We start from the raw sequence: 20,220 nt of genomic DNA on the forward strand, positions 1-20,220 counted from the left end.
GCTACGACTGGCTGACCATCGGCCGCATGGGCAACCTGATGGGCGCGCTGAAGGTCGAACACCCGGGCACGCAGAACCAGCGTTTCACCTTCGATGAGTTCAACGAGCAGTTCAAGCAGCAGTTCGGTTACGCGCTGAACGCGTAACGGCAGACGCCGCATCCGCCCGATGGCCGTGCGCTGCGCGGCACCGGGTGGAGCGGCCATCGCACCGACGGCAGCCGGGTAGACCCCGGCTCTACGGGCGTTGCCAGGTTTCCAGTACCTGGCGGCAATCGGCCAGGTGCCAGCAGGCCATGCCTGGCCACGGGTTGTCGGGGGCATTGACCAGCAGGGTGCGGGTGCCCGCCGCGCGACCGCATTCGAGGTCGAAGCGGTAGTCACCCACCATCACCACCTGCGCGGGGTCCACCTGCCACCGCCGCACGAAGTGCAGCAGTCCGGCCGGCGACGGCTTCGGCTCGGCCTCGTCGCGGCCGATGATGTCGTCCACACCGAACGCGTCGCCCAGCCCGATCGCCTGCAGCGTCACCTCGACCAGCGCGCGCGCATTGCGGGTCAGGATGCCGAGCCGGCAGCCCTGTGACTGCAGCGCACGCACCAGTGCCACCGCGCCCGGGGCGGGCTGCGCGACCTCGGCCAGCGCCCGCTCGTGCTCCAGCAGCCAGGCATGCCGGGCGGTGGCCTGCTCGGCCGGCAGCCCGGCCAGGTGGACCAGGATATCCTCCTCGATCGGAATGCCCAGCGCGCGCTTGATCCGGTCGAAGTCGTGCATCGCCACGGTCAGAGTGCCGTCCATATCGAACACCCAATGGCGGATCGCCGACAGGGGCGCCGCTACCGGCCGCGTGGCATCGCCCACGGTCACTCCCACCATTTGGGCATGCGGGCGGTATCCAGCCCGCCGGTTTCGAACACCGCCGTGCGGGTGCCGCCGGCCTTGACCGGGAACTCGATGCTGATCACCTTGGCCTTGCGCGCCAGCTTCCACAGCGCCTTCTGATCGGTGATGAACATCGCAATGGCCTCGTCGGTCCGCGGGCGCCAGGCCGCCATCGCGATCGGCTTGCCGCCGTCCACGCTGACCTGCACCTTGCATTGCGGGCAGCGGAAGTCGCCGGCCTGCAGCACCAGGTAGGCATGCCGTTCCCACTTGGGGTGGTCGCGGAACACCAGCTGCACCGTCTTGGCGCCGCTGCCGTCCACGTCCACGCGCTCCTTGCTGTAGATCTGCGCCGAGAACTGCGTGCCCTTGCCCACCGGAATCTGGTTGTACTGCCACAGGGCCTGCATGCGGCGCAGCTCGCGCGCGGCCTCGGCCTTGGCCTTCACCTCGGCATAGCCCGGTTCGATCCGTGCCGCCACGTCGGTGTCCTTGTACTGGTCCAGCAGCGATCCGCCGTGGATGCGTGCCCGCTCCCAGTCCTGGGCGGCCACCGCCATGTCGTACTGCTTGGCCACGCCTTCGGCCTTCGCTTCCTGCTGCGCCTTGGCAGCGGCAGCGGCGGCGGCCTGTGCCTTGCGCTCTTCTTCGGGATTGCTGCAGGCAGCCAGGGCCAGCGTGCAGGCCGCGATGAGGATCAGTCGTTTCATTGCAGACGTCCGGTTCGGGAGTTTTCCCCGAGTTTACCGAGGTTGCGCCCACCGCTGCCGAACAAACGAAAACGACGGGTTTCCCCGTCGTTTTCAGGCATTGCATCGCGTGACGCCGATGGGCCGACCTCGCCGGCCGGCCATCGGGATTACTTGCCTGCCTTGTCCAGCATGTCCTGCACCGAGGCGGTGGTGATCGGGTGGTAGCCCGGCTTGGCCTTCTCGAAGGCGGCCTTGGCCAGCACCAGGCCTTCGGGGGTCTTCACCAGTTCGGCGTAGATCGGCAGGATCAGTTTGCGACGGCCGACGCGCTCGATGAACGCTGCGGCGGCCTCATTGGCCTCGGCATACCCGCTGCGGATCGCCAGCGGGTACCAGCGCATGGCGATTTCGCCATTGGCCGTGCCGGTGAAGTGGTAGGCCTTGTCCAGCGCGGCCAGCTTTTCCACCGGCAGGGTCTTGCCCAGGCCGTCGATGAAGTGGACCCATTCCTGGGTGCCCCACTCGCCGGTGATCTGCTGGGTCGGCAGCGTGCCACTGCCATCCCAGGCAATGCGCGCGGTGTCGACGATGGAGAAGTTGCGCGAGCGGGCCTTGGTCGCGAACGACGGGATGCCCGGCTCGTCCAGCCACGCCTTCAGTTCGGCGTCGGTGACGGCGCCCGGCTTCTTCGGCAGCAGGTTCTTCTTCAGGTACGCAACGAACTGGTCCGTGTTCGCACTCTGGAAGGCATGGTCATCGAACCAGCCACGCAGGAACGGATCGAAGGTTTCGCGGCCGAAGCGCTGCTCCAGGAACTGCAGGAACCACGAGCCCTTGACGTAGGCCACGTTGCTCAGCGCTTCGTCCGGATCGCGTTCGGTCAGCGGCGGCAGCGCCAGCGCCTGGTCGGCCGGACTCATGTCCTTGACCTCGGCGAGCAGGTCGTTCTGGTCGATCTCACGCTCCATTTCGGCCATTTCCTGGCCATACAGCGCTTCGGTGATGCGGCCCTGCACGTAGGTGGTGAAACCTTCATTGAGCCAGATGTCCTTCCAGCTCGCATTGGTCACCAGGTTGCCGGACCAGCTGTGCGCCAGCTCATGGGCCACCAGCGACACCAGCGACTTGTCGCCCACGATCACCGTCGGGGTGGCGAAGGTCAGACGCGGGTTCTCCATGCCGCCGAACGGGAACGACGGCGGCAGCACGAGCATGTCGTAGCGGCCCCAACGGTACTCGCCGTACAGCTTCTCGGCGGCACCGATCATCTTCTCGGTGTCCTCGAACTCCTTGACCGCCTTGCCGACCATCGTCGGTTCGGCCCAGACGCCGGAGCGGCCGGAAATCGGCTCGAACACCAGGTCACCGGCGGCGATGGCCAGCAGGTAGGACGGGATCGGCTGCGGCATCTTGAAGGTGTAGTCACCGTCACGCGCGGCCTTGGGATCGTTGTCGGCGCTCATCAGCACCATCACGTCCGGGCGCGACACCACGTGCGCGGTGTAGGTGAAACGCACGCTCGGGGTGTCCTGCAGCGGCACCCACGAACGCGCGTGGATGGCCTGCGACTGGCTGAACATGAAGGGCAGCTGCTTGCCCTCGGTCATCGACGGCTCCAACCACTGCAGGCCCGAGGCGGTCGGCGCGGTGTGGTAGGTGATCTGCACCTTGGCCGGCTGCTCCGGCGCCTCGATGCTCAGCTTGCTGCCGAACACCTTGTCTGCCGGCGCCAGCACGAAGGCCAGCGGCGACGCCTTGCCGTCGGCACCCAGCGCCTCGACCTTTTCCACGGTCAGCTCGCGGGTATCCAGCACCAGCTGCTTGGCCGCCTTGTCCTTCCACTCCAGGGTGTAGGTGGCGGTGCCGCCAATCTGCCTGCTGTCGAAATCCAGCTTCAGATCCAGCGCCAGGTCCTTGATGACGACCTTGTCCGGCTCGGCGTAGGAGCTTTCGTCGTGGCTGCGGTTGTCGGCTTTCACGGCGGTGGCGCTCGGCGTCTGGGCGGCGGGGTCGGCGGTGGGCGCGGCAGGCTCTTTGGAACAGCCGGCGGCGAGCGCGACGGCCAGGGGAATCAGCAGGAACGGAGATCGCATGTACGGGACCGATCGGGGTGAAACCACCAGTTTACCCCCCACCTCCCCTATTCAGTCGCCCTCGCAGAGCAGCCGTGCTCCGCCTGCGTACTTGGCCCGGTACATTGCCGCATCGGCGCGCCGGTACAGCTCGCGCAGATCCTCGCCCGGCCGGTAGGCCGCTCCGCCCGCGCTGGCCCGCAGCGGCATCGCCGCGCCCTCGGCCGCCAGCCCGGCCAGCCACTGCCGCAGCCGTCCGCATGCCGCCTCGTGCTGGCCCTGCACCGCCAGCAGGAACTCGTCGCCGCCCCAGCGGCCGATCCACTCGCCGGGCTGCAGCCAGGCCCGCGCCGAGTCCACCAGCCGCACCAGCACCTGGTCGCCGGCCAGGTGGCCGTGCGCATCGTTGATCGGCTTGAGGTTGTCCAGATCGACCACGAACAGCGTCAACGGCTGCCTCCGCGACTGCGCCAACCGCGCCGCATCGGCCAGCGCCTGCTCGCAGCCGCGGCGGTTGAAGGCAAGGGTCAGCGGGTCCAGCAGCACGTTGCGGCGAAGATCGCGCAGGCCGGCATCGACGCCGTGCAGGTTGCGGTTGATGCTGCGCAGGAGGCGACCGATCTCATCGTGGCCCAGGTCGGGCAGGTGCGGCAGGCGCTGCTCGTCGTAGTAGGCCTCCAGCGCGTCCGCTGCCTGGCGCAGCGGCGCCATCAGCCGGTACAGCGCCAGCATCGCCATCGCCGTACCGACCACGGTGGCGCCCAGCACCACCCCCACCACCGGCCACAGGGTGGCGTGCGCGTCGTGGCCGCTGACGGCCATCCACAGCAGCAGCACCAGCAATGGCACGTGTACGCCAACGAACACCACCGCCATCAGCTTGGCGCTGAACGAACGGCGGAACACGCGGGTCAGCCCGCGGTAAAGACGCATGGCAGGCCCTCTCCGACAGCCTGCCCGCAGTGTCGCCGAGCTCCCTCAGCGGGAACCGGAACTGGGTCTCAAACCTTGTAGCCGGAGTGGATCGAGACGATGCCGCCGGTCAGGTTCTTGTAGTGGCAGCGTGCGAAACCCGCCTCGCCCATCATGGTCTTGAGCTGTTCCTGCGGCGGGTGCTTGCGGATGCTCTCGGCCAGGTACTGGTAGCTGTCGCCGTCGCGCGCGAACAGCTGGCCCAGCTTGGGCAGGATCTTGAACGAGTGGAAGTCGTAGATCGGCTTGAACCAGTCGGCGGTGACCTCGGAGAACTCCAGCACCCGCGCCTGACCGCCGACCTTGAGCACGCGGTACATCTCGCGCAGGCCGGCGTCCTTGTCGGTCACGTTGCGCAGCCCGAAGGCGATGGTGACCAGATCGAAGCTGGCATCCGGGAACGGCAGCGCCTCGGCGTTGCACTGGACGTACTGCAGGCCCGACACCAGGCCCCGGTTGGTCAGCCGGTCGCGGCCCACCGAGAGCATGCCGGCGTTGATGTCGCCGAGCACCACTTCACCGTCCTCACCCACGCGCTCCTTGATCAGCGCGGCGATGTCGCCGGTGCCCCCGGCCAGGTCGAGCACCCGGTCGCCCGGTTTCACCTGCGCGGTGGCCACGTAGTAGCGCTTCCAGGCCCGGTGGATGCCCAGGCTCATCAGGTCGTTCATCAGGTCGTAGCTGCGCGCGACCGAGGTGAACACTTCGCCCACCAGCTTCTGCTTGTCCTTGGCGGCGACATCGCGGAAGCCGAAATGGGTGGTACCGGTCTTGTAGGGGGATTCGCTCATGGCCCCGATTATCGCACCGCTGGCCACGCTGCGGCACCCACCGCCTATCATGGCCACTCCTGTTTACCGGACCGACCATGATCACCACCCCCGACTACGCCGCCCTGCTCGAAACCGCCATCGCCGAAGCCCGCCAGGGCCTGGCCGAAGGCGGCATCCCGATCGGCGCGGCCCTGTACCACAACGACGGCCGCCTGCTCGGCTGCGGCCACAACCGACGGGTGCAGGAAGGCGACCCCTCGGTTCACGGCGAAACCGACGCGTTCCGCAAGGCCGGCCGCCAGCGCCGCTACCAGGACACCATCATGGTCACCACCCTGGCCCCCTGCTGGTACTGCAGCGGCCTGGTGCGCCAGTTCAACATCGGCACCGTGGTGGTGGGCGAATCGGTCACCTTCCAGGGCGGCATCGAGTGGCTGCGCGAGAATGGCGTGAAGGTGATCGACATGCAGAGCCAGACCTGCATCGACCTGCTCGGCGGATTCATCTCGGCCCATCCCGAGGTCTGGAACGAAGACATCGGCGAGTAACAGCGTCCGATCCACGGCGCGCTGCGGCATTCGGGCGCGCCCGTGCTCCGTCGGCGCCCCGCCGCGGAACGGTGTTATGAACGCTTCAGTTGCCGGCGGCGGGGCAAACGCGTTGTGCCAGCAGCGTCTGCGCGGCAGAACGCGACACGGTGCGCACATGTGCCGCACCCCCTGAACACGCGGCAGTAACAAATGGGCATCGTTGACCGCCTATGGTGGATGCACAGGGGGCTGCATCGTCGAGGAGACGCCATGAACGCCCGAATATCCCGCACCGCCGCCGTCGAACCGGACATGACACTCGCCTGGGAACAACTGCAGGCGTCCTACACCCGTCACCGCAACTCCGCGCCCTTCTGGAGTGCCTACCAGGCCATCCAGAACGAGCTGATGCTTTCCCACCCCAAGCGCTGCATCGACGTATGCAACCAGCTCGCCACGCTGGCCGAGCGCCTCGGCGTCGTTGCCCACGCGCAACTGCTCGGCAGCGCGTGCCCTGAATCTTTCAGCGATGGCCGCCACACCGGCTCGACATCGCCATGACGTCGCATGCACCCGGTATTACGCACTCTTGACTCCCTCCTTCCATATCGACGCAACCATGTCATCCGCCTCGCTTTCCATCCCCGCCGTGATCGACGTCGACGCCGAAGTCGGCCATTGGCGTCAGCGCCACGCCGACGGCACGCTGGGCTCCGGTTCCTTCGGGCACTACGTACCGTGGATCAAATTCGCCTGCGATTCGTTGATCACCCAGCCCCGGGCCAGCGACGAACAGCGCGACGAATCCTTCCAGACCCACTACGCACTGCAGATCATGCCGCGCCTTAGCGAAGACCAGGCCCGCGACTTCGTCGAGCAGTGCTGGGAACACGTCTACCGTGCAGGTCGCCAGGACCTGGCCTCGCGACCGCGCCTGGGCGCGCGCGCCTGATCCACGTCGCGTGCGCTGCACGCCGCCTGCACAGCGCGCCTGGCCATGATGGGGCACCGCAACCACCCTGCCGTGCCGCATGACACTCCGACGCGTGTTCAACCTGGTCGCCAAAAAGGCGGCCTATGCCGCAGGAACGCCGTGGACGTTCCTCGGCGCGCTGGCCATTGTGGTGATCTGGGGCGCCAGCGGCCCGATCTTCAAGTTCAACGACACCTGGCAGCTGGTGATCAACACCGGCACCACGATCATCACCTTCCTGATGGTGTTCCTGATCCAGCACAGCCAGAACGCGGACACCGCCGCGATCCAGATCAAGCTCGATGAGCTGATCCGCGCCAACGCCGAGGCGAACAACGAACTTCTCGATCTGGAAGAACTGGACGAGGAACGGCTGGAAGAGATCCGCCGCGAATACGAGCGCATGGCGCGCGAAGCCGGCGATGCGCTGGAGCGCGTGCGCGCATCCGGCCATCCGATGCGGCGGGACGACGAGGCGGTGTAACCGCCCCGTCGTACCGGCGTGCTCAGCCGCGCTCGTGCCAGCCGCCGCCCAGCACCTTGTACAGCGCCACCTGATTGGACTGCTGCGCCAGCTGCGTGGTGACCAGCGACTGGCGCGCACTATAGGCGGTGCGGCGCGCATCGAGCAGGGTCAGGAAGCTGTCCAGGCCGGCATCGTAGCGGGCCTGCGACAGCTGCTGCGCCTGATCGGCCGCTGCCACCAGTGCCTGCTGGGACTGCAGCTGCTTGGCCAGGCTGCGGTTCAACGCCAGTCCGTCGGCTGCCTCGCGGAAGCCGGACTGGATGGCCTTTTCATACTGCGCCAACGCGATATCGCGATCGGCAGTGGCCATGCCCAGGTTCGCGCGCAGCTTGCCCCCCTGGAAGATCGGCAGGTTCAGCTTCGGAATGAAGCTCCACACACGCGTACCACTGTCGAACAGGCCGGACAGTTCCGACGAGGCCGAACCGACACTGCCGGTCAGGCTGATCGACGGGAAGAACGCCGCGCGCGCCGCGCCGATGTTGGCATTGGCCGACATCAACGTGTGCTCGGCGGCCATCACATCCGGGCGCCGCAGCAGCACATCACCCGGTACGCCGGCCGGCAGCGGCTGCACGGCCGCGACCTCGGTGATTTCACCCTGCGGCAGCAGCGCCTCGTCGATCGGACCGCCTGCCAGCAGCACCAGCGCATTGCGGTCCTGCGCGACCTGTCCTCCGAAGCGCGCGACATCGGTGCGGGCGGTTTCCACCAGCGTGCGGGTCTGGCTCAGCTCCAGCGCCGAGGCACCGCCCAGACGGTGCCGCGCTTCGGTCAGGCGCAGCGAGTCTTCATAGGTGGCCAGCGTGGCCTGGGCGATGCGCAGCTGCTCGGCATCGGCGCCGAGTGTCAGCCAGGCATTGGCAACCTCGGCCACCAGCGACAACTGCGCGCTGCGGCGGTTGGCTGCCTCGGCGAAATACTGCTGCAGCGCCGCCTGGCTGAGATTGCGCACGCGGCCGAACAGATCCAGCTCGAACTCGACCACGCCCAGATTGGCGCTGAACTGCTCGGTCACCGGCACGTCGCCGCCGCTGCGGGTCATCTGGCCCTGGGCGGCGATCGCCGGCACGCGGTCGGCGCGCTGGATGCGGTACTGCGCACGGGCGCGCTCGACGTTGAGCACGGCCACGCGCAGGTCGCGGTTGTTGTCCAGCGACTGGCCAATCACCGCCTGCAGGCGCGGGTCGACGAAGAAGTCGCGCCAGCCGATATCGGCGACCGGGGTGGCCGACGCATCGGCCACCGTGCTGACGGGCCACTGCGCGGGGATCGCAGGGGCGACCTCGGTGCTCCGTGGTTCAAGGGTGGCACAGCCGGCAAGCGAGAGCGCAACTGCGACGGAGAGAATCAAAGAAGCGTGTTTCATAACGATTTCCCGGGTAGTGCCGGCCGACGGCCGGCGCCAAGCAGAGCATGGATCGAGCGCATCAGGCATCGCCGGTCCTGCGCGTTTTGCGGTTGAACACGCGCTGCACCACCACGAAGAACAGCGGGATGAAGAACACGCCCAGCAGCGTGCCTACCACCATGCCGCCGAGCACGCCGGTACCGATCGCACGCTGCGCGCCGGAACCGGCACCGGAGGCGATCGCCAGCGGCAGCACGCCCAGGCCGAAGGCCAGCGAGGTCATGATGATCGGGCGCAGACGGTCGCGCACGGCATGCATGGTGGCTTCGATCAACCCGGCGCCCTTCTCGAGGTTCTCCTTGGCGAACTCCACGATCAGGATCGCGTTCTTGCTGGTCAGGCCGACGGTGGTCAGCATCGCGACCTGGAAGTAGATGTCGCGTTCCATGCCGCGCATGGTATTGGCCAGCACGGCACCGAGAATGCCCAGCGGCGCCACCAGCAGCACCGAGGTCGGCACGCTCCAGCTCTCGTACAGCGCGGCCAGGCACAGGAACACGATCAGCAGCGACAGCGTGTACAGCAGCGGCGTCTGCGAACCGGCCTGGCGCTCCTGGTAGGACAACGCGGTCCACTCGATCTCGAAGCCCGGCGGCAGGTCCTTGGCGATGCGCTCGATCTCGGCCATTGCATCGCCCGAGGCCACGCCCGGGGCGGGTTCGCCCTGGATCTCCATCGCCGATACGCCGTTGTAGCGTTCCAGGCGCGGCGAACCGTAGTCCCAGCGCTTGGTTGCGAAGGCACTGAACGGCACCATCTCGCCCTTGGCGTTCTTCACCGACCAGACGTTGAAGTCGTCCGGATTCATGCGGAAGTCCGCATCGGACTGCACGTACACGCGCTTCACCCGGCCACGGTCGATGAAGTCGTCGATGTAGCTGCTGCCCCACGCGGTGGCCAGCGTGTTGTTGATCGAGGCCACCGACAGGCCCAGCGCGTTGGCCTTCTCCACATCCACGTCGATGCGCAGCTGCGGGGTGTCTTCCTGCCCGTTCGGGCGCACGTTGGCCAGCAGCTTGCTCTCACCGGCACCGCCCAGCAGCTGGTTGCGCGCGTTGAGCAGGGCCTCGTGGCCCTGGCCGCTGTTGTCCTTCAGGAAGAAGGTGTAGCCCGAGCCGATGCCCAGCTCCGGCATCGCCGGCGGCGGGAAGGCGAAGATGAAGGCGTCCTTGATCTGGCCAAGCGCGCCCATCGCGCGGCCGGTGATCGGGCCGACGCCCTGGTCGGCATTCCGGTCCTTCCAGTCCTTGAGCTTGATGAAGGCCATGCCCGCGTTCTGGCCCATGCCGGCGAAGCTGAAGCCCTGCACCATGAACACCGATTCGACCGCCTCGGACTCGTTCTTCAGGAAGTGGTCTTCCAGCTTGTACATCGCCTCCAGGGTGCGCTCCTGGGTGGCGCCGACCGGGGTCTGCACCAGCGCCATCAGGATGCCCTGGTCTTCATTGGGCAGGAACGAGCTGGGCAGGCGCGCGAACAGCAGGCCCATCACCACCGCCAGCGCGGCGAAGATGGACATGAAGCGCCACGGCCGCGCCAGGATGCCCTTGACGCCACGCTGGTAGGTTTCGCTGGAACGGTCGAAGCCACGGTTGAAGCCGTTGAAGAACCGACCGGCCAGGCCACGGTGCGCCACGTGGTGCTCGCCCTTCTTCAGCGGCTTGAGCATGGTGGCGCACAGCGCCGGGGTCAGCACGATGGCGACCAGCACCGACAGCGCCATCGCCGAGACGATCGTCGCCGAGAACTGCCGGTAGATCACGCCCGTGGAGCCGCTCATGAAGGCCATCGGCACGAACACCGCCGACAGCACCAGGCCGATGCCGACCAGCGCGCCGGTGATCTGGCCCATCGACTTGCGGGTGGCCTCCAGCGGTGACAGGCCCTCTTCGGACATGATGCGCTCGACGTTCTCCACCACCACGATGGCGTCATCGACCAGCAGGCCGATCGCCAGCACCATCGCGAACATGGTGAGCATGTTGATCGAGAAGCCCAGCGCGGCCAGGATGCCGAACGTACCCAGCAGCACCACCGGCACGGCGATGGTGGGGATCAGGGTGGCACGGAAGTTCTGCAGGAACAGATACATCACCACGAATACCAGCACGATCGCTTCGATCAGGGTCTTGATCACGCCCTTGATCGAGACCTGTACGAACGGCGTGGTGTCGTAGGGCACCACCGATTCCAGGCCCGCCGGGAAGTTGGCCTTCATGTCCTCCAGCGCCGCGCGGACGCCGTTGGCGGTGTCCAGCGCGTTGGCGCCGGTGGCCAGGGTGATGGCGATACCGGTAGAGGGCTTTCCGTTGTAGCGGGTGACGAAGTCGTAGCTTTCCGCACCGAGTTCGACCCGGGCCACATCGCCCAGGCGCAGCTCGCTGCCGTCGGTGCCACCGCGGACCAGGATGTTGCGGAACTGCTCCGGGGTCTGCAGGCGGTCCTGCGCGTTGATGGTGGCGTTGAGCTGCTGGCCCTTCACCGAGGGCGCACCGCCAAGCTGGCCGATGGCCACCTGTGCGTTCTGCGCGGTGATCGCCGCAGTGACTTCATCCACCGACAGCTTGTAGGTGTGCAGCTTGTTGGGGTCCAGCCAGATGCGCATGGCGTACTTGCCGCCGAACACCTGGATGTTGCCCACGCCCGGCACGCGGCTGAGCGGATCGACGACATTGGAGCCGACGTAGTCGGAGATGTCGTTGGCATCCATGCTGCCGTCGTTGGACACAAAGCCGATCACCTGCAGGAAGCCGCTGCTCGACTTGGCCACGTTGATGCCCTGCCGCTGCACTTCCTGCGGCAGCAGCGGCATGGCCAGCTGCAGCTTGTTCTGCACCTGCACCTGCGCGATGTCCGGGTTGGTCCCGCTCTCGAAGGTCAGGGTGATGGTCGCCTGGCCGTTGGCCGAGCTGTTGGACGAGAAGTAGATCAGGCCATCGATGCCTTTCATGTTCTGTTCGATGATCTGGGTCACCGAGTCCTCGACCACCTTGGCCGATGCACCCGGGTAGGTGGCGCTGATCTCGACGGCCGGCGGTGCCACTTCCGGGTACATCGAGACCGGCAGCTTCACCACGGCCAGCGCACCGGCAAGCATGATGATGATCGCGATCACCCATGCAAAGATGGGGCGATCAATGAAATAACGTGCCATTGGATTCTCCGCTTACTGCTTGTCGGCCGGAGCCGCCGGCGCAGCGGCCGGCTTGGCCGGCGCAGCGCCCATCTCGGTGGCCTGCACGGGCATGCCCGGCTGGATCTTCTGCAGCCCTTCGACAATGACCTTGTCGCCGGCCTTCAGGCCGTCCTCGACCAGCCACTTGCTGCCGACCGCACGGCTGACCTTGACCGGCCGCACTTCGACCTTGTTGTCCTTGCCGACCACCATCGCGGTGGTATCGCCCTTGGGATCGCGCGCCACGCCCTGCATTGGCACCAGCAGGCCGTTCTCGCGCACGCCGCTGCCGACCTGCGCACGCACGTACATGCCCGGCATCAGGATCTGGTCGGGGTTGTCGACCTTGACCCGCATCGCGTAGCTGCCGGTGGTGGGATCGACGCTGACTTCGGAGAATTCCAGCGTGCCCTTGTGGGCGAACTCGGTGCCGTCATCGAGCAGGATGGTCACCGGCAGGCTCTGGTTGTCCTGCAGGCGGCCGGTGGCCAGTTCGCGACGCATCTGCAGCAGTTCGCTGGCCGACTGGGTCAGGTCGACGTAGATCGGGTCGAGCTGCTGCACGGTGGCCAGCGCCTCGGCCTGGCCGGCGCTGACCAGCGCGCCCTGGGTGACCGAGGACTTGCCGATGCGGCCGCTGATCGGCGCGGTGATGCGCGCATAGCCGAGGGTGACATTGGCCGCATCCAGCGCGGCGCGGGCGGCGCCGACGTCGGCCTCGGCCTGCTTCAGCGCCGCGATCGCATTTTCGTTGTCCTGGGTGCTGACCGCATCGACCTTGGCCAGCTCGGCAATGCGCCGCGCGCTCAGGCGGGCCGCATTGGCGGTGGCTTCGGCGCGGGCCAGCTGGGCGCGGGCGCTGTTGGCCTGGGCGCGGTAGCTGGCGTCGTCGATCTGGTACAGCGCCTGCCCGGCGTTGACCAGCCCACCTTCGGTGAACAGGCGCTTGGCCACGATGCCGCTGACCTGCGGGCGCACTTCGGCCACCAGGAAGGCAGTGGTGCGGCCCGGCAGTTCACGGGTCAGCCCGACCTGCTCGGCTTTCAGGGTGGCCACGGTGACCTGGCCGGGACCGCCCTGCGGCCCCTCCGGGGCACCGCCGCCGCAGGCGGACACGGTCAGGGCGATCGCGAGGGACAGCGCGAGGAAGCGATAGGGGGATCGGGACATGGCAGCGTGGGCTCACAGGTACGAATAAGGGGCACCCCGCCACGAACTCCACCAATAAAGCAGCGAATCACGGCCAACAGGGCGACAAATGCAGACAAAACCTGGCTGAGTGCCTGCCGGCGCAAGGCAGGCGGTGCTTGGCGAGGATCAGTGGGGCGCAAATATACATACATGCATGTTTGTTTGTAAAGCGGTACAATTCAGGCCGGTTTCATCCAGCACCTGCGTAGCGCAATGGCCAGAAAAACCAAAGAAGAGGCGCAGGCCACCCGCGAAGGCATCCTTGATGCCGCCCAGGCCTGTTTCCATGAATACGGGGTCGCCGGCACCAGCCTGGCGATGATCGGCGCGCGGGCGGGCTTTACCCGCGGTGCGGTGTACTGGCACTTCAAGAACAAGACCGAAGTACTGACGGCCATGATCGACCGCGAGCGCATCCCGTTCATCGAGCGCCTGCGCCGCACGACCTCCTCCAAGCGCTCCACACCCGTACTGGACCTGCGCTCGGCGCTGCTGGTGTCCTTCCAGGAACTGGCCGACGACGAACGCCTGCGCAACATGATGGAGATCATGCTGCGCAACGATCTGTCGGTGGAGAGCCAGGCAATGCAGCAGCTGCAGCTGGAGGCCTCGCGCGAGGAGCTGGCCATCTTCGCGGCCGCCTTCCAGCGCGCACGCGACCTCGGGCAGCTGCGTGACGGCGTGGACGTGGACACGGTGGCCCGCATCGTCAGCACCAGCCTGACCGGCGTGCTGTACAGCGCGATGCTGGAACCGGAGCTGTTCGAGATCAAACGCGACGGGGCGGAGACCCTGGACGCGATCCTCAGCGCGTTCGTAAAGCCGGGTGTGTTCACCCCGGGTGCCGCGCCGACGGCGCTGCCGACCGACGACGAGGCGTAGTGCCGGCCGCTGGCCGGCTCCTCGGATTGCATGGGTTCCCTGGGTGCCGGCTCCGCCGGGCGGCCTCATGCAGTCAGGCGGACAGCCGGTGGGCATCGGTTCCGTGGGTTTGGCCATCCGGCGCGGGGTTGCGGGACACCCCGTGAATCCGTCCCTGGAGGCTCGTCAAACACACCCCTGATCTAGACGGTCCCGCAAACCCGCCCCGGCCGGCCTTCGGCAGGTGGCCGATGACCACCGAAGATCAAAGGCACCGCATTGCAGCGGTAGCGGATGCTGGCGTAGTTGTGCCAAACAGCGTTCTCAGTCTGCTGCACATCGGTTTGCTGCTACTGAGCTTCATGTTCCAGGCGAGCGTGGAGGAAGTCATCTTCCGCGGCTGGATGCTGTCGGCGGTGGCGCGCAAGACCAATGTCGCGGTGGCCGTGCTGCTGGTGTCGCTCGTTTTCTGCTTCCTGCATTTCAGTCCGCACCAGCCGCCCCTGGTCATACTCAGCACGTTCCTGTTCTCGCTGCTCGCCTGCGCCTGGACGTTGCGGACCGGTAGCATCTGGGGCGTGATGGGCTGGCACACGGGGTGGAACTGGTTGCTCGCGACCGGCTTCGAACTGCCCGTCACCGGCATCGATGCGCACTTGCCGGCGCTGCTGGTGGCGCTGCGCCCGCAAGGCCTCGACACCCTGACCGGTGGCGCGCAAGGGCCGGAAGGCAGTTACCTGTGCAGCGTCTTCTTCGTTGCCGCGATCGCGTGCATCCAGTAGCGAAAGTCGCGCGGGGCTCAGAACTTCTCGCCGACCAACAGGTAACGTCACTGCCCGGGCGGCATGTGTCCACTCTGGGCGCTCGTCTCCAGGCCTGCGCCGGATGGGTTCAACATCCGCACCCCGTCATCGCTGGACATTGTGTCGATCCATGCTCACTGGGAGCATAGAACCCGGGGAGAGATTGCCAGGGCGTTGGGCCTGGATTTGAACGCTGTGCGCTCCCCACCGTTCTCCGACATGCGCCGTATGCGAAACAGTCTTCTACACGCGTGTGGCTGGGCGGAGAGCTCCAAGCACTTTGACGTCCTGCAATGGTTCAACAAAGGCGATGTGGTCGTGCTGAACCCTGACCGCTTCCGCGAAAGCATGGATCGCCCAAGGGGCTTTCCAGATGCTTTCCATACTCCCGGATTCGATCCGCTCCCGGGCCTCAAGCGGTAACACTCGGAAGTACCGCGCTGTAGTTGTGAAGGCCTCTCACGACACTTCCCTCTACTGCACAGGGCAGGTCGAGCGCGCACGTGCCTCGATTATGCTTGTGCATTCAGATGGTGATCCTCCACAGCTGTCAGCGTGCAACAGCTTTCCATCTTCTCGCAAAAGTACGTAGTAGACACGCGTGCGCACACGCTCTCCAGTGCCGATGTCATATCCACTTACGGCCGAAACAACTCGAGCGCTGCAGTTCAGCTTTGAATGCGGCGAAAGGCGGCCCTCGGCCACTCCAGCTATCGCCGACATGTATTCAGCAGCTAAAGAACTGTCTGGTTGATCGTTGATGGATTTCTCCGAAACGGCCTCCTCGTTTCCGCATCCCTGCATCAAGCCGCCAATCAACGTGAGCGCCAACGCGCGGTATGTCACTACGTTCATTTTACATGGCACGCGGCGCGTGCTGCATCAATCATCATCTTGCTGCATTCCTGCAGGCCAAGTGCGCAAGTCCCAGACGACAAATAGTGCCCCCCAGAATTGGTCAGCGCGTAGAATACTCTCCACGCTCTTGTGCCCGGCTTCGGAAACTCTACCTGTACAGTTATCAGCTGTAGTTCAATGGCTGGTCCTTCAGGGACGCTATCCTTTGCCAATGCACCTTGCACATTAACTTAGTAGTGGTGTGCGAGACTGCTATGGGATTCGTGGTTGATCACGGAATAGTTGCAGCCTTGCGGGCTGCTGCATGACGTTGCGCTCAAAGCTGCAACGACAACCACAGTGATGCCTGAAATTCGTAGCGAGTTGTGCGCGGTCACGTTTGGTGCTCCTGCCATCACTTTCAGGAGAATTGTCGATCCAATCGTTTTGCGTCCAGCCTTCCTTCCGCTCGGAACACGCCCTTGAAGTCGCTGAGCTTAAGCTTCTGTGTAGTGTCGTTGCGAGTGATTCCATTTTCATTGGAAGCTCGAAGCCTAGTGCCCGAGCGATTCGCCATGACGTGATCGTCAGTGTAGCCGTCCTTGTAGGTTGCTGCCCTGGGAAGTGGCCGGGGGCGGCAGTGCCACATTGACCGTGGCAAACCCCGACCAAGCCCCACAATTGACGAAGTTGCAAGCCTGCACCCGGTAGGCATAGCTGCCATTGCCTCGGCTGACCCCGACCGACGTGCGGCCATCAGACAACAGCGTGACCCAGCCCGCACCGTTGGCGCTTTCCTGCAGGGTGTAGCGGGTCGCGCCGGCGACGGGGTTCCAGCCAATGCCGATGCTGCCCGGACCCACACGGGCGGGGGCACTTGGACTGGGGGCGGCCGTCAGCGGGTATGTCACGGCGGTGGTGGCGGTGGCGCTGTAGCCCGTGCAGCCGGCCGAACTGCTGGCCGGCGCGCGGTAGTCGAGCTACGGGTACGTTGTTGGCTCGTGCTCCCCGAGCGAATATTGGAGTACTGGATCAGAGTCGCGTGGCTGCCGTTTGTGCCCGGTCTGCAATCGACCCCGATCAAGACACCTACCTCGAGGCCGCGGATTCGTCAGTTCCAAATCCTCGCCCATCTACAGACCAGTACACCTCGGAGATAGGCTGCTTGACGAACCTGAACATCACGAGCCCACGTTCAGGGCTGTAGAAGTACTCGGTCCCATGACGTGAAATCACGAAGGTGTGGATCTCGTCGCCGAGTATGCGCAACGTGCGCTCGCCCTCTAGCTTGAAAATGAGATCCCCATCTCCACATTCCCATTCCTTCGCGCGCATCTCCGGATCGGTCGGTGCGCAGAAACTCATCCGCGTTGTCTTGAAGCACCGGCTGCGATTGGCAGGGCACGCTTCAATTTCGGTCACTGTCGCAGGGTAAACAAGCGTCTTCTTGTCCAGATCAATTGTGATCGCGGAGGTTTCGAAGGATAGATCTGAGACGCTTTCATAGCGATACTGTCCTGCGTCCCCACCATACTGTGGAAGAGCGGACTGGGCGTTAGCCACCGCGAAGAGGGTTGCGAGCACTGTAGGAAATGTCATCTTTCAATCTTGGGCTTGACCAGCAGTTCTTCGTCTTTGGAAAGTATCTCTACGGCACGATCACTTGCCATGTTCTCGGCACCTGCGGCGGAGTCCATCCTAAGGTTTTCTGCGTTTCCATGACCAGCGAATTCATGGACGCCAAATGCGGCCTTGGCAGTGTCTCCGCCCTGGGCAACCAAGCCACCGTTCATTTTCAGTTCGCCCGGTGACTCTAGAGCCTGAATCTTATTGCTTAGCGTAGTCTGAACTTGATCCACTTTACCGTCTACGAGTCTAGCTGTCGTTTCACCTGCGGCACCCGTGGATGGAGCCGCGGCGGCCGTAGTGTCTATTTTTACCTTCCAGTTCTTCAGGTTTGCAATTTCAGCGGGGCTTCCGCCTGCTCTTACGCCTCGCGCTGTGAGATTGCTGGGCTAGTTTGGGCGCGCAGCGGCTGGGCGGTGTTGCCGTCGAACTCGGTACGCGACTGCTCGATGCCGTTGACGATGCCGCGGGCGGTCTGCCCGCGCACCCACAGCTGCGCATTGTCGTAGTACTCCGTGCTGCTGCTGCGGCTGAAGCCGGCGTTGTTGGATTCCACCACGGCGACTTCGCGGATGGACGCATCAAACGTCTGCACCTGACGGGTGAACAACACGCCGTCCTGCTGCACGGTGGTGCTCTGTACCGGGCGATTGAGGTGCTCGCCCAGTTCGGTGGCTCCATACTTCAGGTTGCGGCCGGCGGCCTGCGGGAACGGCGCGCTGGGCAACTGCGCGTTGGGGTAGTAGCTGTTCCGGTCCACGCGAACCACGTTGCCGCCGCTGGTGGTGGTAGTGCCCAGCAGCAGGCCGTCGTTGTAGGCGACTTCCTTGCCGAACTCGTAGGTCTTGATCACGCCATCGGGTAAGGTTTCGATCGTTATCTTGGGTTCCGACTGACCTGCAGGAATCATGGGCCACCCTTGCTGAGTCAGGTTCCGGTCGTATTCCCACCCCAGGTTGGTGTACTGGTATGTCCATTGCGCGGTAGGCATGCCCGGGCCACTGATGGTCTTGGTGACCAGCGACATGGCATCCCGGTAGATGGGCGTCATGTTCCAGCCGTCGGCGATCAGCTGCTCATCGCCGGAGGTAATGAAACGTGAGAGGCGCGCCAATGGGTTGGAGTTGCCAAATTTGGCAAAATGGCAAACCGGGAGCGCGACGCGCGGTTTCCCTGCACCGATGTCAGAGTTTTCTGATCGCCGTGGCGCATGGTGCGCAGCGCATGGATCCGCCGAAACGGGTCGCATGAAGGGCACGGGGCGATTCCGTGGATGCCGGACGAACGTAGGTAGCGTCGGTCGCGCGACGACTGCCGATTACCCCAATCGCCCGTTCAACGCATGGCCCCCAATCGAATACGCCGTTGACCTTGCCCCCGCAAACCCCCACGTCCCGCCAAAGCCGAGCCAACGAAAAAAAGGCGGCACCGAAGTGCCGCCCTTTCAATTCATGCCACCCTCCCCTTACAGGATGTAGCGGCTCAGATCCGGATCCTGCACCAGCTCGCCAAGATGGGCGTCCACGTAAGCGTGGTCGATGCTGATCGTCTCGCCGTCGCGGTCCGGGGCCTCGTAGCTGAGCGAATCGAGCAGTCGCTCGAGCACCGTGTGGAGGCGGCGGGCACCGATGTTTTCCTGGCGCTCGTTGACCTGGAACGCGATCTCGGCCAAGCGGTCGACCGCATCGGCGGTGAACGCCACCGACACGCCCTCGGTGAGCAGCAGCGCTTCGTACTGCTTGGTCAGCGCGGCCTTCGGCTCGGTGAGGATGCGCACGAAATCATTCTTGCTGAGCGCGCCCAGTTCCACCCGGATCGGGAAGCGGCCCTGCAGCTCGGGGATCAGGTCGCTGGGCTTGGCCAGGTGGAACGCACCGGAGGCGATGAACAGGATGTGGTCGGTCTTGACCGTGCCGTACTTGGTGGACACGTTGGAGCCTTCCACCAGCGGCAGCAGGTCGCGCTGCACGCCTTCGCGCGACACGTCGCCACCGGACGCACCGGCTTCGCCGCGCTTGGCGACTTTGTCGATCTCGTCGATGAACACGATGCCGTGCTGCTCGCACGCTTCGATCGCCGCGCTGCGGATGTCGTCTTCGTTGACCAGCTTGCCGGCCTCTTCCTCGATCAGCAGCGGGCGCGCGGCCTTGATGCTCAGCGTGCGCTTCTGCGCCTTGGCGCCGCCCATGCTGGAGAACATCTGGCGCAGCTGCTGGCCCATTTCCTCCATGCCCGGCGGGGTCATGATGTCCACGCCAACATTGGCCGAGACTTCCAGCTCGATCTCGCGCTCGTCCAGTTCGCCATTGCGCAGCATGCGGCGGAACTTGATCCGCGTTTCATTGTCCTGCGCGGACGGCTCATTGCGTGCGGCCTCGGCATCGAAGCCGATACCGGTGCTGCGGCGCGGCAGCAGCGCATCGAGGATGCGGTCCTCGGCGCGCTCTTCGGCCTGATTGCGCACGCGCACCTTGGCCTGCTCGCGATACAGCTTGACCGCCGTGTCGGCGAGGTCGCGGATGATCTGCTCCACATCCTTGCCGACGTAGCCGACCTCGGTGAAGCGGGTCGCTTCGACCTTTACGAACGGCGCGTTGGCCAGCGTGGCCAGGCGGCGCGCGATTTCGGTCTTGCCGACGCCGGTCGGGCCGATCATCAGGATGTTCTTGGGCATGACTTCGTTGCGCAGCTCGACCGGCAACTGCATGCGGCGCCAGCGGTTGCGCAGCGCGATGGCGACCGCGCGCTTGGCATCATGCTGGCCGACGATGTGCCGATCCAGTTCCTGCACGATCTCGCGCGGGGTCATGGTGGCGGAAGAAACTTCAATCTTGTGCGGCATGGGTGTGCTCACGAGTGAATGTGGTTGATCGAGGTTGCCGGCCAGCGGCCGGCA

At 65.3% G+C, this 20,220-nt stretch carries 18 protein-coding genes and 1 pseudogene; 8 read left to right on the forward strand and 11 right to left on the reverse strand.

Going from position 1 to position 20,220, the window contains the following annotated elements:
• Positions 1–146 (forward strand): annotated as a pseudogene (locus ACPEH1_RS14275) (carbohydrate kinase family protein); the annotation flags it as partial.
• A gap of 91 nt (positions 147–237) precedes the next feature.
• Here the strand turns inward: ACPEH1_RS14275 and ACPEH1_RS14280 are convergent.
• The 5 genes from ACPEH1_RS14280 to ubiE form a co-directional block, all read right to left on the reverse strand.
• Entirely contained in the window at positions 238–876 is a 639-nt protein-coding gene (locus ACPEH1_RS14280) for an HAD family hydrolase (RefSeq protein ID WP_423715965.1), read from the reverse strand.
• Complete coding sequence (locus tag ACPEH1_RS14285) at positions 864–1,592, reverse strand: hypothetical protein (protein ID WP_136005157.1); 729 nt, start codon at positions 1,590–1,592, stop codon at positions 864–866. The genes ACPEH1_RS14280 and ACPEH1_RS14285 overlap by 13 nt, the downstream gene beginning before the upstream one ends.
• A gap of 149 nt (positions 1,593–1,741) precedes the next feature.
• Positions 1,742–3,667: a M1 family metallopeptidase gene (locus tag ACPEH1_RS14290; RefSeq protein ID WP_166473459.1), complete on the reverse strand. Its 1,926-nt coding sequence runs from the start codon at positions 3,665–3,667 to the stop codon at positions 1,742–1,744.
• Positions 3,668–3,718: 51 nt separating this feature from the next.
• Positions 3,719–4,579, reverse strand: a complete 861-nt coding sequence (locus ACPEH1_RS14295; protein ID WP_262071201.1) for a GGDEF domain-containing protein — start codon at positions 4,577–4,579, stop codon at positions 3,719–3,721.
• Between the two features lie 68 nt (positions 4,580–4,647).
• Positions 4,648–5,409: a bifunctional demethylmenaquinone methyltransferase/2-methoxy-6-polyprenyl-1,4-benzoquinol methylase UbiE gene (ubiE, locus tag ACPEH1_RS14300; protein ID WP_017356645.1), complete on the reverse strand. Its 762-nt coding sequence runs from the start codon at positions 5,407–5,409 to the stop codon at positions 4,648–4,650.
• Between the two features lie 77 nt (positions 5,410–5,486).
• On the opposite strand from ubiE, the gene ACPEH1_RS14305 reads away from it, so the two are divergent.
• The 4 genes from ACPEH1_RS14305 (at position 5,487) to ACPEH1_RS14320 (ending at position 7,378) form a co-directional block, all read left to right on the forward strand.
• Positions 5,487–5,939 carry a nucleoside deaminase gene (locus tag ACPEH1_RS14305; protein WP_017356646.1) on the forward strand — a complete coding sequence of 151 codons (453 nt, stop codon included), beginning with the start codon at positions 5,487–5,489 and terminating at the stop codon, positions 5,937–5,939.
• A 252-nt stretch (positions 5,940–6,191) separates the two neighbouring features.
• Positions 6,192–6,482 carry a hypothetical protein gene (locus tag ACPEH1_RS14310; RefSeq protein ID WP_017356647.1) on the forward strand — a complete coding sequence of 97 codons (291 nt, stop codon included), beginning with the start codon at positions 6,192–6,194 and terminating at the stop codon, positions 6,480–6,482.
• Positions 6,483–6,540: 58 nt separating this feature from the next.
• Positions 6,541–6,873 carry a hypothetical protein gene (locus ACPEH1_RS14315; RefSeq protein ID WP_017356648.1) on the forward strand — a complete coding sequence of 111 codons (333 nt, stop codon included), beginning with the start codon at positions 6,541–6,543 and terminating at the stop codon, positions 6,871–6,873.
• Positions 6,874–6,952: 79 nt separating this feature from the next.
• Entirely contained in the window at positions 6,953–7,378 is a 426-nt protein-coding gene (locus ACPEH1_RS14320; protein WP_017356649.1) for a low affinity iron permease family protein, read from the forward strand.
• A 22-nt stretch (positions 7,379–7,400) separates the two neighbouring features.
• On the opposite strand, the gene ACPEH1_RS14325 is transcribed toward ACPEH1_RS14320, so the two are convergent.
• The 3 genes from ACPEH1_RS14325 to smeD form a co-directional block, all read right to left on the reverse strand.
• Positions 7,401–8,789, reverse strand: coding sequence for an efflux transporter outer membrane subunit (locus tag ACPEH1_RS14325; RefSeq protein WP_423715966.1), 1,389 nt, complete (start codon positions 8,787–8,789; stop codon positions 7,401–7,403).
• A gap of 61 nt (positions 8,790–8,850) precedes the next feature.
• Positions 8,851–11,985 carry a multidrug efflux RND transporter permease subunit SmeE gene (smeE, locus tag ACPEH1_RS14330; RefSeq protein WP_017356651.1) on the reverse strand — a complete coding sequence of 1,045 codons (3,135 nt, stop codon included), beginning with the start codon at positions 11,983–11,985 and terminating at the stop codon, positions 8,851–8,853.
• Positions 11,986–11,997: 12 nt separating this feature from the next.
• Complete coding sequence (gene smeD / locus ACPEH1_RS14335) at positions 11,998–13,176, reverse strand: multidrug efflux RND transporter periplasmic adaptor subunit SmeD (protein WP_017356652.1); 1,179 nt, start codon at positions 13,174–13,176, stop codon at positions 11,998–12,000.
• Between the two features lie 234 nt (positions 13,177–13,410).
• Here smeD and ACPEH1_RS14340 point away from each other — a divergent pair, with 234 nt between their 5' ends.
• Positions 13,411–14,079 (forward strand): TetR family transcriptional regulator, encoded by a 669-nt coding sequence (locus tag ACPEH1_RS14340; protein ID WP_017356653.1) that lies wholly within the window; start codon positions 13,411–13,413, stop codon positions 14,077–14,079.
• A gap of 230 nt (positions 14,080–14,309) precedes the next feature.
• The gene (locus ACPEH1_RS14345; RefSeq protein ID WP_262071200.1) at positions 14,310–14,840 is read left to right on the forward strand and encodes a CPBP family intramembrane glutamic endopeptidase; all 531 of its coding nucleotides are present in this window, start codon (positions 14,310–14,312) and stop codon (positions 14,838–14,840) included.
• A gap of 1,947 nt (positions 14,841–16,787) precedes the next feature.
• On the opposite strand, the gene ACPEH1_RS14350 is transcribed toward ACPEH1_RS14345, so the two are convergent.
• Entirely contained in the window at positions 16,788–17,297 is a 510-nt protein-coding gene (locus ACPEH1_RS14350) for a hypothetical protein (protein ID WP_423715967.1), read from the reverse strand.
• Here ACPEH1_RS14350 and ACPEH1_RS14355 point away from each other — a divergent pair.
• Positions 17,291–17,509: a hypothetical protein gene (locus tag ACPEH1_RS14355; protein ID WP_423715968.1), complete on the forward strand. Its 219-nt coding sequence runs from the start codon at positions 17,291–17,293 to the stop codon at positions 17,507–17,509. The genes ACPEH1_RS14350 and ACPEH1_RS14355 overlap by 7 nt on opposite strands.
• Before the next feature lie 176 nt (positions 17,510–17,685).
• On the opposite strand, the gene ACPEH1_RS14360 is transcribed toward ACPEH1_RS14355, so the two are convergent.
• Positions 17,686–18,438: a hypothetical protein gene (locus ACPEH1_RS14360; protein WP_423715969.1), complete on the reverse strand. Its 753-nt coding sequence runs from the start codon at positions 18,436–18,438 to the stop codon at positions 17,686–17,688.
• A 351-nt stretch (positions 18,439–18,789) separates the two neighbouring features.
• Positions 18,790–20,166, reverse strand: coding sequence for an ATP-dependent protease ATPase subunit HslU (hslU, locus tag ACPEH1_RS14365; RefSeq protein WP_423715970.1), 1,377 nt, complete (start codon positions 20,164–20,166; stop codon positions 18,790–18,792).
• Positions 20,167–20,220 lie beyond the last annotated feature (54 nt).

Source organism: Stenotrophomonas sp. NPDC077421 (assembly GCF_049545505.1).
Taxonomy (GTDB): domain Bacteria; phylum Pseudomonadota; class Gammaproteobacteria; order Xanthomonadales; family Xanthomonadaceae; genus Stenotrophomonas; species Stenotrophomonas nematodicola.